The organism is Sphingomonas sp. HMP6 (assembly GCF_013374095.1).
GTDB lineage: Bacteria > Pseudomonadota > Alphaproteobacteria > Sphingomonadales > Sphingomonadaceae > Sphingomonas.
This window is the reverse complement of sequence record NZ_AP022672.1, coordinates 1,538,747-1,552,805: the sequence shown is the minus strand read 5'-3', so window position 1 is coordinate 1,552,805 and position 14,059 is coordinate 1,538,747. Positions and strand designations below refer to the sequence as shown.

Annotated in this window: 15 protein-coding genes; 5 read left to right on the top strand and 10 right to left on the bottom strand. The window is 64.5% G+C overall.

Annotated features, from left to right (window positions below; translation table 11 throughout):
* The first annotated feature begins 5 nt into the window (after positions 1–5).
* Complete coding sequence (locus HMP06_RS07765; RefSeq protein ID WP_176496579.1) at positions 6–770, top strand: queuosine precursor transporter; 765 nt, start codon at positions 6–8, stop codon at positions 768–770.
* Here the strand turns inward: HMP06_RS07765 and purQ are convergent.
* Positions 767–1,438 carry a phosphoribosylformylglycinamidine synthase subunit PurQ gene (gene purQ / locus HMP06_RS07760; protein ID WP_176496578.1) on the bottom strand — a complete coding sequence of 224 codons (672 nt, stop codon included), beginning with the start codon at positions 1,436–1,438 and terminating at the stop codon, positions 767–769. The genes HMP06_RS07765 and purQ overlap by 4 nt on opposite strands.
* A complete protein-coding gene (gene purS / locus HMP06_RS07755) occupies positions 1,435–1,665 on the bottom strand; it encodes a phosphoribosylformylglycinamidine synthase subunit PurS (RefSeq protein ID WP_176496577.1) in 231 nt (76 codons plus the stop codon). The genes purQ and purS overlap by 4 nt, the downstream gene beginning before the upstream one ends.
* 143 nt (positions 1,666–1,808) lie before the next feature.
* Here purS and HMP06_RS07750 point away from each other — a divergent pair, with 143 nt between their 5' ends.
* Positions 1,809–1,958, top strand: a complete 150-nt coding sequence (locus tag HMP06_RS07750; RefSeq protein ID WP_176496576.1) for a hypothetical protein — start codon at positions 1,809–1,811, stop codon at positions 1,956–1,958.
* 43 nt (positions 1,959–2,001) lie between these two features.
* Here HMP06_RS07750 and purC read toward each other — a convergent pair whose 3' ends face one another.
* The 5 genes from purC to HMP06_RS07725 form a co-directional block, all read right to left on the bottom strand.
* Entirely contained in the window at positions 2,002–2,781 is a 780-nt protein-coding gene (gene purC / locus HMP06_RS07745) for a phosphoribosylaminoimidazolesuccinocarboxamide synthase (RefSeq protein WP_176496575.1), read from the bottom strand.
* A gap of 103 nt (positions 2,782–2,884) precedes the next feature.
* Positions 2,885–3,781 (bottom strand): DUF4349 domain-containing protein, encoded by an 897-nt coding sequence (locus HMP06_RS07740; RefSeq protein ID WP_176496574.1) that lies wholly within the window; start codon positions 3,779–3,781, stop codon positions 2,885–2,887.
* A 61-nt stretch (positions 3,782–3,842) separates the two neighbouring features.
* Positions 3,843–5,057, bottom strand: a complete 1,215-nt coding sequence (kynU, locus tag HMP06_RS07735) for a kynureninase (RefSeq protein ID WP_176496573.1) — start codon at positions 5,055–5,057, stop codon at positions 3,843–3,845.
* Positions 5,058–5,175: 118 nt separating this feature from the next.
* A complete protein-coding gene (locus HMP06_RS07730) occupies positions 5,176–6,102 on the bottom strand; it encodes an alpha/beta hydrolase (RefSeq protein ID WP_332103027.1) in 927 nt (308 codons plus the stop codon).
* A 69-nt stretch (positions 6,103–6,171) separates the two neighbouring features.
* Positions 6,172–6,525, bottom strand: coding sequence for a UrcA family protein (locus HMP06_RS07725; protein ID WP_176496572.1), 354 nt, complete (start codon positions 6,523–6,525; stop codon positions 6,172–6,174).
* A gap of 115 nt (positions 6,526–6,640) precedes the next feature.
* On the opposite strand from HMP06_RS07725, the gene gcvA reads away from it, so the two are divergent.
* The 3 genes from gcvA (at position 6,641) to HMP06_RS07710 (ending at position 11,694) form a co-directional block, all read left to right on the top strand.
* Positions 6,641–7,567, top strand: coding sequence for a transcriptional regulator GcvA (gene gcvA / locus HMP06_RS07720; RefSeq protein WP_176496571.1), 927 nt, complete (start codon positions 6,641–6,643; stop codon positions 7,565–7,567).
* Positions 7,568–7,612: 45 nt separating this feature from the next.
* Positions 7,613–9,859: a DNA topoisomerase IV subunit A gene (parC, locus tag HMP06_RS07715; RefSeq protein ID WP_176496570.1), complete on the top strand. Its 2,247-nt coding sequence runs from the start codon at positions 7,613–7,615 to the stop codon at positions 9,857–9,859.
* A 95-nt stretch (positions 9,860–9,954) separates the two neighbouring features.
* Entirely contained in the window at positions 9,955–11,694 is a 1,740-nt protein-coding gene (locus tag HMP06_RS07710) for a putative bifunctional diguanylate cyclase/phosphodiesterase (RefSeq protein ID WP_176496569.1), read from the top strand.
* Here the strand turns inward: HMP06_RS07710 and HMP06_RS07705 are convergent.
* The 3 genes from HMP06_RS07705 to HMP06_RS07695 are packed head-to-tail and all read right to left on the bottom strand — an operon-like array spanning position 11,664 to position 14,043.
* The gene (locus HMP06_RS07705; protein WP_176496568.1) at positions 11,664–12,878 is read right to left on the bottom strand and encodes a CCA tRNA nucleotidyltransferase; all 1,215 of its coding nucleotides are present in this window, start codon (positions 12,876–12,878) and stop codon (positions 11,664–11,666) included. The two genes, HMP06_RS07710 and HMP06_RS07705, sit on opposite strands and share 31 nt — an antisense overlap.
* Positions 12,866–13,465 carry a CoA pyrophosphatase gene (locus tag HMP06_RS07700; protein WP_176496567.1) on the bottom strand — a complete coding sequence of 200 codons (600 nt, stop codon included), beginning with the start codon at positions 13,463–13,465 and terminating at the stop codon, positions 12,866–12,868. The genes HMP06_RS07705 and HMP06_RS07700 overlap by 13 nt, the downstream gene beginning before the upstream one ends.
* Positions 13,462–14,043: a DUF1285 domain-containing protein gene (locus tag HMP06_RS07695; RefSeq protein WP_176496566.1), complete on the bottom strand. Its 582-nt coding sequence runs from the start codon at positions 14,041–14,043 to the stop codon at positions 13,462–13,464. The genes HMP06_RS07700 and HMP06_RS07695 overlap by 4 nt, the downstream gene beginning before the upstream one ends.
* Positions 14,044–14,059 lie beyond the last annotated feature (16 nt).

Below are 14,059 nucleotides of genomic sequence, written 5' to 3'. Positions count from 1 at the left end.
GCAGCATGGACGGCTTGCAGACGATCGACGCGCGCGAAACCGCGGGCCGGGAATTTCGCTATTTCGATTTCGTGATGGTGGCGTTCGTGGTCATCTTGCTGCTTTCCAACGTGATCGGGGCGGGGAAGCCCGCGGTCGTCGATTTGCCGTTCATCGGCGAATGGCCGTTCGGGGCGGGGATCCTGTTCTTTCCGCTCAGCTATCTGATCGGCGACATTCTAACTGAGGTTTATGGCTATGCCCGCGCGCGCAGGTGCGTCTGGGCGGGGTTTGCCGGGCTGATCTTCATGGCGTTCATGCAGCAAGTCGTCGTGGCGCTGCCGCCCGCGTCGGGGTGGACCGGGCAAGCGTCGTACGAATATGTCTTCGGCAAATCGATCTTCGTAAGCCCCGAGGCGGCGACCGGGCTGCGCATCATCCTTGCCTCCATCACCGCCTTCTGGGTCGGCGAATTCGCCAACAGTTTCGTGCTCGCCAAGCTGAAAATCCTGACCAACGGCCGGATGTTGTGGACGCGCACCGTCGGCAGCACGGTGGTGGCGCAGGGATTCGACAGCCTGATTTTCTACCCGCTCGCCTTTTACGGCATGACCGATTGGCCTGCTGCGCAGATCGGCCCGGTGATGCTGAGCCAGTTCGTGCTGAAAGTGTCGTGGGAGGTGCTGCTAACCCCTGTTACCTATGCCGTGGTCAGTTTCCTGAAGCAGCGCGAGGGCGTCGACGTGTTCGACCGGGGAACCGATTTCTCGCCGTTCAAGGCGCGGGTTTAAGCGGCCACCAGCTCAAACAATCCCTCGAACATCCGTCGCCCGTCATTGCCACCGTGCGCTGCGGTGTCGATCCGGCGTTCGGGGTGGGGCATTAGGCCGAGGACGTTGCCGCTCGCGTTGAGGATTCCCGCGATGTTGCGGGCGGAGCCGTTGACCGAATCGGCGTAGCGAAACGCCACGCGCCCTTCGCCTTCGAGCCGGTCGAGCGTGGCTTCGTCGGCGTTGTAATTGCCGTCGTGGTGCGCGACCGGAATGACGATGCGTTCGCCCGCGGCATAGCGGCTGGTAAAGGCGCTCTGTGCATTCTCCACCGTCAGCGGGACTTCGCGACAGACGAAATCGAGCCCGGCATTGCGCATCAGCGCGCCGGGCAGCAGCCCGGCCTCGGTCAGCACTTGGAAGCCGTTGCAAATGCCCAGCACGGGCACGCCACGCTCGGCCGCTGCGGTCACCGCCGCCATGATCGGCGAACGCGCGCCGATCGCGCCCGAGCGCAGATAATCGCCATAGGAAAACCCGCCGGGCAGCGCGATCAGGCCGACGCCGTCGGGCAGTTCAGTATCGGCGTGCCACACCATCGTCGGCGCGGTGCCGCTCACGTCGCGAAGCGCCACCGCAATGTCGCGGTCGCAATTCGAGCCGGGAAAAACGATGACCGCGGTCTTCACGCTCTTTCCACCCGGTAATTCTCGATCACGGTATTGGCGAGCAGCTTGCGGCACATCTCGTCGATCTGCTCGTCGCCCGTCTCATCGGCCACATCGAGTTCGATCAGCTTGCCCGCACGAACGTCGTTCACGCCAACAAAGCCCAGGCCGCCCAGCGCCTTGTGGATTGCGCGGCCCTGCGGATCGAGCACGCCGGGTTTCAGCGTGACGAAAATGCGGAGCTTCATGGGCGTATCCTGGCTGCTGGCGATTGCGGCTGCCTATGGCGGTCCGCGCGGTCTGTCGCAAGCTTCATACAAAATTTACGCGGACGCGAGACGCTCGCATGTCCACCGCGCGCGGGGCCGGCGGCATTCAAAAGGATATAGCGATGGCCGGACTGGCAATGGTGATGTTCATCGCGCTGTTCGCCTTTGGTGGCGACTATTTTGGCTGGAGCAACAGCGGCGGACACGTCCAGCTCGCGCTGTTCAGTTGCTTCATCTTCGGCATCATCTGCGGGTTCAAGGTCAAAGGCTGACCGCCGCCGCCGCCGCCCGCGTGGTGCGGACGGCGGGGGAGGGTTACTTGCCCTTGCTCAGTCGATGCTTTTCGAGATCGAGCACCGCACCATCGGCGCCCTCGGGAAGCAGCCCCAGGCGGCGCGCGACTTCCTGATAGGCCTCCACTTCGCCGCCGAGATCGCGGCGGAAGCGGTCCTTGTCGAGCTTCTCGTTGGTCTGCATGTCCCACAGGCGGCAGCCATCGGGGCTGATCTCGTCGGCCAGGATGATGCGCGGATAATCATTGTCCCACACGCGCCCGAATTCGAGCTTGAAGTCGATCAGGCGGATGCCGATCCCGGCGAACAGGCCGCACAGGAAATCGTTCACGCGAATGGCGAGGTCGGCGATGTCGTGCATCTCCTCCTGCCCCGCCCAGCCGAATGCGGCGATATGTTCGTCGGTGATCATCGGATCGCCGAGCGCGTCGTCCTTATAGTAATACTCGATGATCGTGCGCGGCAGTTGCGTGCCTTCCTCGATGCCGAGTCGTGTTGAAATCGATCCGGCAGCGACGTTGCGGACGACAACCTCGATCGGGATGATCTCGACCTGGCGGATCAACTGTTCGCGCATGTTGAGGCGGCGGATGAAGTGCGTCGGCACGCCGATGAGGCCGAGCAACGTGAAGATATGCTCGGAAATCCGGTTGTTGAGCACGCCCTTGCCGCTGATCGTGCCCTTTTTCTGGGCGTTGAAGGCGGTCGCGTCATCCTTGAAATACTGGATCAGCGTGCCCGGCTCCGGACCCTCATAGAGGATCTTGGCCTTGCCTTCGTAAATCTGGCGGCGACGTGCCATGTGTGCAGCTACCCTTGAAAAAAGAGTGGCCCCGGCAACGCGGGGAAAACGCGGGCCGGGGCGCTAAGTATTGGGCTATATCGAAAGCGGGAGGGGGGTGCAATCAGCTTGGGGCCTCGTCGCGCGCCATACCGCGCAAGCGGCGGCGGAACGGCCAGCGCCAGCCAATTCGCCGCAGAACCCAGGCCAGGAGCGACAGCATCACGACCCACGGCAGGGCGACGACGACGAACGTCACCAGCGCCGCGATGCTGCCGCCTAACGAATCCCCCACCGCGCCAAGGCTGCGGCGCACCGGCGCCCACATGCTGTTTGATTCGCGTGTCGCGTATCCGATTGTGATGTCCGACATAGCGACACGCTGAAGCAGGCTCGCCTGAAGCGAGCGAGCGGCGTCGAGTTCCTCCTGCGTCGTGGCGAAGGCTTGTTCGGCTGCGACCAGATCGGAGACCTTTCCGTTCGATTCCGCGATGAGCTTCGTCAATCTGTCGGCGAGGATCTGTTTGGCGCGGACGCGCGCGTCGGTGTCGATCACTTGTTTAGTGATATCCTCGGCCGTGGTGCTGCGGTCTGAGAGTTGGCCGCCAACTGCGGTGACCACTTTGTCGAGCTGCTTCTGGAACACGATTGCGATCCGGGCATCTACAAGCAATTTGGTTTCACCGCTCGCGCCCGCACCGCGTCCAGCGTTGCTGATCGAAGTCTTTGCCACCTGGCACTTCGCCGGACCGAGGTCGGTGCATAAAGCGACTTGCTTCGCCTGGACGTCGGCCAGTTGCGCGTCGGCAAGCAGATACGAAAGTTCGTAGCTGTAAGCGATCTGGGGACTTTGCAACGGCGCGGCATTGGCGGCTCCGGCCTCGACAACATCGAACGTATCGAGCTTTTCTACGCGAGCGGAAGGCGCGTAGTGCGAGGCATCACCTCCATCGCTGGATGATTTGCTGCACGCCACCAGTGACAGGCAAAGAAGAAGCGAAGTTCGCAGTGGATACCGCATCATACTCTCCCGATGGAATACGCTATCTCGTGGATGTAGTATTCGGCCAAGCGGCAATGCCCTAGGTAACGGCTTGTCTTTCTGAGAAAACGGGGTCGGCATAGGCCTCGTTCGCCAGAATCTCGCCGAGGATTTCGCCAGCGCGCCACACGTCTTCGAAGCCAAGATACAGCGGCGTGAGGCCGAAGCGGAGGATGTCGGGATCGCGGAAATCGCCGATGACGCCGCGCGCGATCAGCGCCTGGCACAGCGCGTAAGCCTCCGGGTGGCGGAAGGAGATATGGCTGCCGCGCTGCTCCGGATTGGCCGGGGAGACGCATTCGAGACCTAGCCCCGCGCCGATTGCGGCGAACAGGTCGAACAGTGCCGCGCTCTTCGTCGCCACCTGCGCGCGGTCGACGTCAAGCCACAGGTCGACCCCGGCCTCCAGCCCGCTCATCGCCAGCATCGGCGGGGTCCCGGCGAGCCAGCGCGTCATGCCGGGTGCTGGGGCATAGGCATCGGCAAATTCGAAGGGGGCGGCGTGGCCCATCCAGCCCGACAGCGGGCTGGCGAGCCGATCCTGGAGCGCGCGCGAGACGAACAGGAAGGCGGGCGCGCCGGGGCCGCCGTTGAGATATTTATAGCCGCAGCCGACCGCGAGATCGGCCCCCGCACCGTTCAGATCGACCGCGATAGCGCCGACGCTATGGCTCAAATCCCATAGTGCGAGTGCTCCGGCCTCGTGTGCACGAGCGGTCCAGACGCCCATGTCGTAGCGCTCGCCGGTCTTGTAATGGACGTGCGTCAGCAGCGTAACCGCCGTGTTTTGGTCGATTGCGTCGGCAAGATCGCCGCGCCCCACCGCGTTCAGCCGCGCGCCGGGGACGCAGCCGATCGCACCCTCCGCAATGTGCAGGTCGGTCGGGAAATTGCCGGTCTCGCTGACGATCGTGTGGCGTGTGGGATTGTGGCGGAGCGCGGCGACCAGCAGCTTGAACAGATTGACCGAGGTCGAATCGGCTACGATCACTTCGTCGGCGTGCGCACCGATCAGGCGCGCGATCTTGCCGCCGATGCGTTGCGGCGCGTCGATCCAGCCTTCGTTCCAGCTTCGGATCAGCCGTTCGCCCCACTGCCGCTGGGCGATGTCGGCGAGCGCGGGTGCGGTGGTGCGGGGCAGGGGGCCGAGCGAATTGCCGTCGAGGTAGATCACGCCCTCGGGCAGGAGGAAGCGGTCGCGGTATGGGCGCAAAGGATCGGCGGCGTCGCGGGCGCGGGCTTCATCGCGGGTCATCGGACGCTCCACACGACCGTTCGCCCTGAGCCTGTCGAAGGGCTGCTCTCCGCTTGAGACGACGGGGCGTGCGGCACGCTGCCCTTCGACAGGCTCAGGGCGAACGGAGGGGGGACGGTCATCGCCCGGCCAACGCGGTCTGGATGAGCTGTTTGGTCGCGGCCCACGCAGCGCTTTCCGGCGCGATCAGTTCGACGTGGCCGGTACGCTCGATCACGTGCAGCGCGACGCGGTCGCCCTTGGCCTTGGCTTGCGCTTCATAGCCTGTGCCGAGCCGCAGCGGGATGATCTTGTCTTCGCGCCCGTTGACCAGATCCTGTGGGACTTTCAGCGGCAGCAGCCGCGGGACCGAGGTGTCGGAGTAGACATCGGTGCGGCTGCCGGGCTTGCCGACGAGCTGCGCCACCACATCGACGCCGCAGCCATTATCTGGGCTGGCGGCGGTCGCTTCGAGATCGGGAAGGCCGCCGAGGCTGATCACGCGTGCGATCTTCAGTGGCTGCGCGGTGTAGAGCGGGCTGCTGCGCGCGATTCGTGGGCGCGCGGCCAGCCACAAGGCGAGATGCCCGCCCGCAGAGTGGCCGACGGCGACGATACGCTTCGTGTCGAGATGAAACTCGGTCGCGTGCTTGCGCAGCGCATCCGCCGCGGTGCCAGCATCGCGGAACGTGCCGGGATAGCCGCCGCCGGGCCGGTCAACGCCGCGATACTCTATGTTCCACACCGCTATTCCGCTCTTGCGCAGATCGTCGGCGATCCAGTTCATCAGGCTGCGATCGGCGATGCTGGTCGTCCAGCAGCCGCCATGCACCATCAGCACGACCGGGTGCTGACCGGGGCCGGTCGGCAGCCAGACATCGGCCTTCTCCAGGGTGTCGTCACCGTAGGAGATGGTGGCGTCGGGCTTGGGTTGCGGGCGCTTGGTCAGATCGGGCCACTTCAGCGGGGTGAAGCTGGCCGGAGCGGCGGTCGAGGGGGCGGTCATGCCGACAGACAAGGCCAGCAGCGCGATCGAGACATAGCGAAACGAGATGGAACGAAACATCGCACTTGCATAGTCGATCGACGCCGCTGGCCCAAATGCTGATCTACAATGACAAGCTACGCTTTTCGATTAATCAGCGCTGCTTATCGGTTTATGGGTCGGCGAGGCTAGCGCGGTATCGCGCGAAGCCGGGCGTGCAGCGGCGTTTGCGAGGACCTGCGCGCGCTGTACCGACACTTGCGCGGTTGCGGCGCGCAGGCAGCGGATTTCCTGCAGCCGCGTGAAGAGGCCGAGTTGCTGGTCCTCTGCGCATAGCGCGCGCAACGCTACCTTGATGCGCCGGTCGAGTTCCTCCTTCCCGGCGTATCGGGTCAAATCTAGGTCGGCATAATGGATCCGGGCGGTCCGCGGGATATCGCGCTCGGACGCAGCCAGCGGCGCGGACACTGACAATGCGGCGAGGGTGAAGAGCAACTTCGACATGAGGCATATCCTTGCAATCGAGGAGTGTTTGGCGCCGCCGCCCCAATGCGCCCGGCAAAGTCGTTACGCCAACAAATCGTTTTGCATGATATACAAGCCTTGCTTATAAGAGCGCGTGCGCAACCTTCCGCCCCTTGCCGCCGTTCGCGTGTTTGAAGCCGCTGCGCGCCACGGTAATTTCACGCGCGCCGCCGAAGAGTTGGGGATGACGCAGGCGGCGGTTAGCTATCAGATGAAGCTGCTGGAGGAGCGACTCGGCGCGCCGCTGTTCATGCGCGCTGGGCGGGGCATTGTGTTGACCGAAGCGGGTAGCCGCGCGGCACCGCATATCACCCGCGCGTTCGATGCGATTGATGCCGCGTTCGGGTCGGTTCGGGCCGATGATGCCGCAGTGCTGACGATCTCTACCTTTAACAGCGTCGCCAATAGCTGGCTGGCGTGGCGGTTGGGCGGATTTCAGATGGAGCATCCGGCGATGGCGGTGCGGCTGACGACGTCGGATGCGGTGGTCTCGTTCGCGTCGGAGGAGGTCGATGTCGCAATCCGTTCGGGGGCGGGTGGATGGCCCGATCTGGTTGCGCACCGGTTATTTCCGATGGATTTTACCCCGATGTGCAGCCCGGGTTTCCTGGCGCAGCACGGCCCGTTGACACCGCGCGACTTGATCGATTTGCCGTTGATCGATCGGCAGAAGCGGCGCTGGAGCATCTGGTTCGAACAGGCCGGCGTGCCCGCCCCGGCACAGGCACCGCGCGCCGGGATCCGGCTCGATACCGAAGCGAATGAAGGCCATGCCGCGATGGCGGGGCAGGGGATTGCGTTGCTGACCCCGTTCCTGTGGCATCACGACGTCGCGCAAGGGCGGCTGGTGCGGCCGTTCGATCAGGTGTCCGAACGGGGAAGCTGGTGCTGGCTGGTGTATCCTGAACGGCGGCGCACTGTCGCCAAGGTCCGGCAGTTTCGCGACTGGTTGCTAGAAGAGGTCGCGCGCAACGCCCCGCCGCGGCCGCTCGGCGCGCGGCGCGATTCGGATGTTGCCTAAGCGGAAGGATAGACGCGGCTGCCCGCGGCCTGCTACCCGAATGCCATGCCGACCGACCTGACCGATCCGTTCCAAGCCATTGTCGATGCCCCGTTCGATAGCGCGCTCAGCGACCGCTACTTGGTCTATGCGCTGTCGACGATCACGGCGCGGTCGCTGCCCGATGTGCGCGACGGGATGAAGCCGGTGCATCGCCGCTTGCTTTGGGCGATGCGGCAGCTGCGGATGGACCCGAGCACGCCGTACAAGAAATCGGCGCGCGTCGTCGGCGAAGTGATCGGTAAATATCATCCGCATGGCGACAGCTCGGTCTATGACGCGATGGTCCGGCTCGCGCAGGATTTCTCGGTGCGCTACCCGCTCGTTGAGGGCCAAGGCAATTTCGGCAATATCGACGGCGATAACGCCGCCGCCTTCCGCTATACCGAGGCGCGTCTGACGCAAGTCGCAATGGATTTGATGGCCGGGCTCGACGAAGACGCCGTCGGCTTCAAACCGACCTATAATAATGAAGAGCAGGAACCCGAGCTCTTCCCCGGAGCCTTCCCCAACCTGCTAGCAAATGGTGCGGCGGGAATCGCGGTCGGCATGGCCACGAATATCCCGCCGCACAATGCCGCCGAACTGTTCGATGCGGCAATCATGCTGATCGACCAGCCCGAGGCGGACAACGCGGCGCTGCTCGAGCATATCAAGGGCCCGGATTTCCCGACCGGCGGCCTCGTCGTCGATAGTCCGGCGGCGATTGCCGAGGCCTACGCCACCGGGCGTGGCGGTTTCCGCTTACGCGCGCGCTGGCATGTCGAGGATTTGGGCCGGGGCACCTGGAATGCGATCGTCACGGAAATTCCGTACGGCATCCAGAAGGGCAAATTGATCGAGCAGATCGCGGCACTCGTCAACGACAAGAAACTGCCGATCCTGGCCGACATTCGCGACGAATCGGACAGCGAGATCCGCATCGTGATCGAACCGCGCAGCCGCACGGTCGATGCCGACATGCTGATGGAAAGCCTGTTTCGGATGACCGATCTGGAAGTGCGCTTCAGCCTCAACCTCAACGTTCTGGATGCGACGCGCACGCCGCGCGTGATGAGCTTGCGGCAAGCGTTGCAGGAATGGATCGCGCACCAGTTCATCGTGCTGCAGCGGCGCACCGCGCATCGGCTGTCCAAGATCGCCGACCGGATCGAGCTGCTCGACGGGTATATCGTCGCCTATCTCAATCTCGACCGCGTGATCGAGATCATTCGTACCGAGGATGAACCCAAGCCGGTGATGATCGCCGAGTTCGAGCTCAACGACCGCCAGGCTGAGGCGATTCTCAACATGCGGCTGCGCAGCTTGCGGCGGCTCGAGGAAATGGAGTTGCGCAAGGAGCGCGAAGGACTGGAGGCAGAACGCGCCGGGCTCGACGCCCTGCTCGGCAGCGATGCGCGGCAGCGGACGCGGCTGAAGAAGGATTTCGCCAAGCTGCGCGAGCGCTACGGCCCCGAAACCAAACTCGGCAAGCGGCGCACGACGGTGGCGGAGGCGGCCCCGGCGCGCGACATCCCGCTCGACGCGATGATCGAGCGCGAGCCGATCACCGTGATCCTGTCGCAACGCGGCTGGATTCGAGCGATGAAGGGGCATCTCGATGCGGCCGGCCTTGCCGCACTAAAGTTCAAGGATGGTGACGCGGCGCTGTTCGATTTTACCGCGCAGACCACCGACAAGATCGTGATCGCGGCGGAAAACGGGCGGTTCTTCACACTGGGTGCCGATAAATTGCCCGGTGGGCGCGGGTTTGGCGAGCCGGTGCGGCTGATGATCGATCTCGACGGCGATGTCGGTATCGTCGGCATTTTCCGCGCGAGCATCGCCGAGAAACTGCTCGTCGCAGCGAGCGATGGGCGCGGTTTTCTCGTGCGCAGCGCCGATATTCTTGCCGAAACCCGCAAGGGTAAGACCGTCGTTACGCCAAAGCTCGGCGCGAGGCTCAAGATCGTTCGTCCGGTCGATCCGGAGGCGGATTATGTTGCGGCGATCGGCGACAATCGGCGCTTGCTTGTGTTCCCGCTCGCCGAGCTGGCCGAATTGTCACGCGGGCAGGGCGTGCAACTGATGCGTTTCCGCGATGGGGGCCTGTCGGATGCGACGACCTTCGTTTTTGCCCAAGGGCTAAGCTGGCCGATGGGGGGGGACAGCGGGCGGACCCGGACCGAGACAGACCTCGGCCCGTGGCGGGCCGCACGCGGGGCTGCGGGGCGGATGCCGCCCAATGGCTTCCCCCGCGACAATCGCTTCTGACGCAAAATCGCTAGGACCTGTGTCAGGTGACACAAGTCCCTGAGAAACCTGTGCGTTGAGCGGGTTCTTAACGAATCGCGGGTAACGCAGGGGAAATGGCGCTCAAGTCGCATCCTGCTTTGGCCTCCTCGACTGCAGCGTTCGCGCTGACAGGCGATGATTCGCAGGCTGCGACGGTGATGATGGCATCGCGCGCAATCAATCTGTTGCCGATCCCAGCCGCGCTGATCGCATTGGCGGACAGCGGCAGCGTCACCGACGCCAAACCGGCGGTCGTTATCCTCACGGCGAACCGCGCGCACGATATCGCAGGCCTGGGCGGCGGTGAGCGCCGCCGCTCGTTGGTTTCGCAGATCGAAGCCCGGATCATCACCTTCATCCACGGCGACTCGCTCCGCGCGGAATTTCAGGTCGAGTATGGCGATGCGGTGGAATGCCGCTATTATCAGGCGACACTCGCCCGCCTGACGCGCAATCCGGAGCAGCGCTGCATGCTGGTGCTGATCGATCAGACGGCCGAGCTGCGCACCGAGCACAATCTCCGCCGCGAGATGCTGACCGACAGCCTGACCGGACTGCCCAATCGCGCCGGGTTCAGCGATCGTCTTGAGACCCTTCTGGCCGATCCAGAGCGGCGCGCGTGCTATGCGGTGCTGGTGGTCGATCTCGACCGGTTCAGTCGCGTCAACGCCTGCCTTGGATCGATGACGGGCGACGAGTTGCTCATCACCGTGGCACGACGGCTGAAGGGGGCGTTGCGCTCGCAGGATGTGCTCGCGCGCACCGGTGGCGATGAATTCGGCATCCTGCTGACGCTGGACGACGGCGTGGGCGATGCGGACCAGGTCGCACGACGCCTACAGGCTGCGCTCGCGACACCGTTCCGCCTTTCCGATTTCGAGATTCGCGTTGCGTGTTCGATCGGCATCGCCTTTGGCGGACCCGCGATCGACGACAGCGAAGAATTGATTCGGCACGCCCAGTTCGCGGTCAAACGTTCCAAGGGCACCGGTAAGACCGAGGCGTACCAGACCCAGGCGTTCGACCTTGCACGCGAACAATTCGGCATGGAAACCGCACTGCGTCGCGCGATCGAGCGTGGGCAGATGCGGCTGACCTATCAGCCGATCATCGATCTTTCCACCGGCCAGCTCGTTGCATTCGAATCCCTTGCGCGGTGGCGTGGCGAGGATGGCACCGAACATTCACCTAACGATTTCATACCGGTAGCGGAGGAATCGGGCCTGATCGTGCCGCTCGGGCGCTGGGCAATCCAGGAGGCGGCCGCGACGCTGGCGCAATGGGATGCGCGGCTGGGCGGCAATTGCGGGGCGAAGCTTGCGGTCAATCTGTCCGCCATTCAGCTTCAGCGCGACGTGATCGCACCGGTTGTGCAATCGGCCCTGGCGGTCAACGGGCTCGATGGATCGCGCTTCACGCTCGAATTGACCGAGAGCGCGCTAGTCTCCGATCCGGATCGTATCGCCGGGATCATGCACGCCCTGAAAGACCTCGGCACGACGATTGCCATGGACGATTTCGGTACTGGCTATTCGAACCTCGCCTATCTGCAGAAACTGCCAATTGACGTGCTCAAGATCGACCGCAGCTTCGTGACGGGCATGTTGTCGGACCGCGACAAGATCGCCATCGTTCGCGCCATTTTGTCGCTGGCGCAAGCGCTCGGCATGCAGACGACGGGGGAGGGTATCGAAAGCAACGAACTCGCGCAGACGCTGGCGGCACTCGGCTGCACCTACGGCCAAGGCTATCTCTACGCGCGGCCGCTCGAAGCGGAAGCGGCCTATGCTATGGTGGTGGAACGCTTGAACTGAGCGACCGCATCGTCGGCGATTTGGTTTGTACGATCGGCATCGGGAAAGCCTTCGGCGATCCATTGATCTTCGACCAGCTTCAACAACCGCGCGACATCCGGTCCCTTGTCGACTCCGCGCGCGACGATGGCGCCGCCACCGAGCGGAAAACCGGGGGCGGTCCAATCGCGGATGAACTGCGCACGCTCCGCATCCGCGGGATGGGCGATCAGCCAGCGGTCGAGCGCGCGCTCTCGGCCCAGACGGTACACGAGCTCTTGGGGCGCGGGCACGTCGGGGAGCAGGGCCGAGACGATTCGCTTGCGCTGCAGCGTAGACAGCTTCAGCCGCGCCGCGACATCCTCGCCGATCTTGGCATCGCGTGGCAGGATAGCGGCGAGGCGGCGGATCGGGTCGCGATCGACACCCGCCGCCAACTCTCCTGCCGCGACACGCGCGAACGCTTCTACTCCGGTGAGCACGATTTCAGGCAGTACCGGCAGCAAAATACCGCGCCCGACCATGAGCATCAGCGTCGCCACTGCGCCGGGGGCGACCAGCAATTTGAGCAATTCCGCAGCGATCCGCTCGCGCGACAAGGCCATTAGATCGTTCGCGCGGGTAGCGCAGGCTTCCAGTCCTGCGGCATCGGGCACATCGCCGAACCGCGCGTGGAAACGAAAGAAGCGCAGGATACGCAAATGATCCTCGGCGATGCGCTGCAACGGATCGCCGATGAAGCGCACGCGGCCTGACGCCAAATCCGCGCGCCCATCAAAATAATCGAACAGCTCGCGTGTCACGGGATCGGCATACAGCGCGTTGATCGTGAAATCGCGCCGCGCCGCATCCTCGCGCCAATCGTCGGTGAAGGCGACCGTCGCGTGGCGCCCGTCTGTCGCGACGTCGCTGCGCAGCGTGGTGATTTCGACCGGTTTGCCGTCGGCGAGGACCGCCGTAATCGTCCCGTGGGCGAGGCCGGTCGGCACTGCCTTGATCCGCGCGCCACGCAAACGGTCGAGCACCTCTTCGGGGGAATGCCGCGTTGCCAGATCGACGTCGGATACTTCGATTCCAAGCAGCGTATCGCGCACCGCGCCGCCGACGAAGCGCGTCTGGCCATGCGTCGCGCCCAGTACATCGCAAAGTTCGCTCAGGCCCGGCCGCGTCTGCCACGTGGCATCGGGCAGGGTTAGGTGCTCCATCGCAGCCGTCGCGAGAGATTGACGATCATCGCCGCGGTCGCGCCCCAGATGCGGTGTTCGTCCCACAGGATCTCATAATAATGGCGGTTGCGGCCCTGCCATTCCAGGCTCGCTTCGACATGGTTGCCCGAATCGAGCAGGAAGCCGAGCGGCACTTCGAAGACTTGGGCGACTTCCGCGGCGGCGGGCGTGAAGATCAGATCGGGCGGCACGACGCCGATCACCGGCGTCACTTCGAACCCGGTGATCGTGCGATAGCGATCGGCCTCGCCGACCAGCGTTACGCGGTCGCGCGGCAGGTCGATTTCCTCCTCCGCCTCGCGCAAAGCGGCGGCGGACGGGCTGGCATCGCCCGGATCGATCCGACCGCCCGGAAACGCTACCTGACCGGCATGGCGCGACAGTGTATCGGTACGCCGCGTGAGGATCACGCCGGGTTCCGTGCGATCGGTGACTGCAACCAGCACCGCCGCCTGCGCCAGCGGGGTGACCACCGTGTCGAGATCAGCATGATCGCCGGTCAGCAACACCGTGTCCCCTTCATGCGCAAGGTCGAGCGCATGCCGTAGCCGATCGACCAGCGTCACGCAGGAGCGTCCGTGGCGGTCGGCTCGATCGCAAAGAATTGTCCAGCGCTCCACACGCCCGGGGGCGTGTCGGCCCCATCGATCGCGCGCTGCGCCAGTTCGTAATAGACCGTTCGCGCGATCACGGCGTCGAGCCCGCCGCGCACATGCAGATAGGGACGCGGGCCGTCCTCGCCTGCTTCGAACCGCAAGGGGTGCGCGGCATCCGCTGTAACGAGATCGCCGGTGTTGAGCCGGAACGTGAGCGTGCCGTCCTGCCCGGTGCCGCTCGCCTTCAGTTCGACCGCGACGAACGGGGCATCCTCGACCACGATGTCGAGCTTCTCGACCGGGGTGACCAGAACGTACGTGCCATCGGCCTCGCGCCGCAGGATCGTCGAAAATAGCCGCACCATCGCCTCGCGCCCGATCGGCGAACCCTGGTGATACCAAGTCCCGTCGCGCGCGATGCGCATTTCGCTATCGCCGCAATGCGTGGGGTTCCAGCGCTCGATCGGCGGCAGTTTGCGCTCTTCGGCGAGGCGCGCGATGTCGGCGAGCGACAAAGCGGCAAGGTCGGGGATCGGCTCCATCGGCATCCGCTCGCGGTAGGGC

What these genes read in the sequence shown, in the direction of transcription:
- HMP06_RS07765 (WP_176496579.1), top strand. Translation starts at nt 6, where the DNA reads ATGGACGGCTTGCAGACGATCGACGCGCGCGAAACCGCGGGCCGGGAA.
- purS (WP_176496577.1), bottom strand. Translation starts at nt 1,665, where the DNA reads ATGAAGCTCCGCATTTTCGTCACGCTGAAACCCGGCGTGCTCGATCCG.
- HMP06_RS07750 (WP_176496576.1), top strand. Translation starts at nt 1,809, where the DNA reads ATGGCCGGACTGGCAATGGTGATGTTCATCGCGCTGTTCGCCTTTGGT.
- purC (WP_176496575.1), bottom strand. Translation starts at nt 2,781, where the DNA reads ATGGCACGTCGCCGCCAGATTTACGAAGGCAAGGCCAAGATCCTCTAT.
- HMP06_RS07740 (WP_176496574.1), bottom strand. Translation starts at nt 3,781, where the DNA reads ATGCGGTATCCACTGCGAACTTCGCTTCTTCTTTGCCTGTCACTGGTG.
- kynU (WP_176496573.1), bottom strand. Translation starts at nt 5,057, where the DNA reads ATGACCCGCGATGAAGCCCGCGCCCGCGACGCCGCCGATCCTTTGCGC.
- HMP06_RS07730 (WP_332103027.1), bottom strand. Translation starts at nt 6,102, where the DNA reads ATGTTTCGTTCCATCTCGTTTCGCTATGTCTCGATCGCGCTGCTGGCC.
- HMP06_RS07725 (WP_176496572.1), bottom strand. Translation starts at nt 6,525, where the DNA reads ATGTCGAAGTTGCTCTTCACCCTCGCCGCATTGTCAGTGTCCGCGCCG.
- parC (WP_176496570.1), top strand. Translation starts at nt 7,613, where the DNA reads ATGCCGACCGACCTGACCGATCCGTTCCAAGCCATTGTCGATGCCCCG.
- HMP06_RS07710 (WP_176496569.1), top strand. Translation starts at nt 9,955, where the DNA reads ATGGCGCTCAAGTCGCATCCTGCTTTGGCCTCCTCGACTGCAGCGTTC.
- HMP06_RS07705 (WP_176496568.1), bottom strand. Translation starts at nt 12,878, where the DNA reads ATGGAGCACCTAACCCTGCCCGATGCCACGTGGCAGACGCGGCCGGGC.
- HMP06_RS07695 (WP_176496566.1), bottom strand. Translation starts at nt 14,043, where the DNA reads ATGCCGATGGAGCCGATCCCCGACCTTGCCGCTTTGTCGCTCGCCGAC.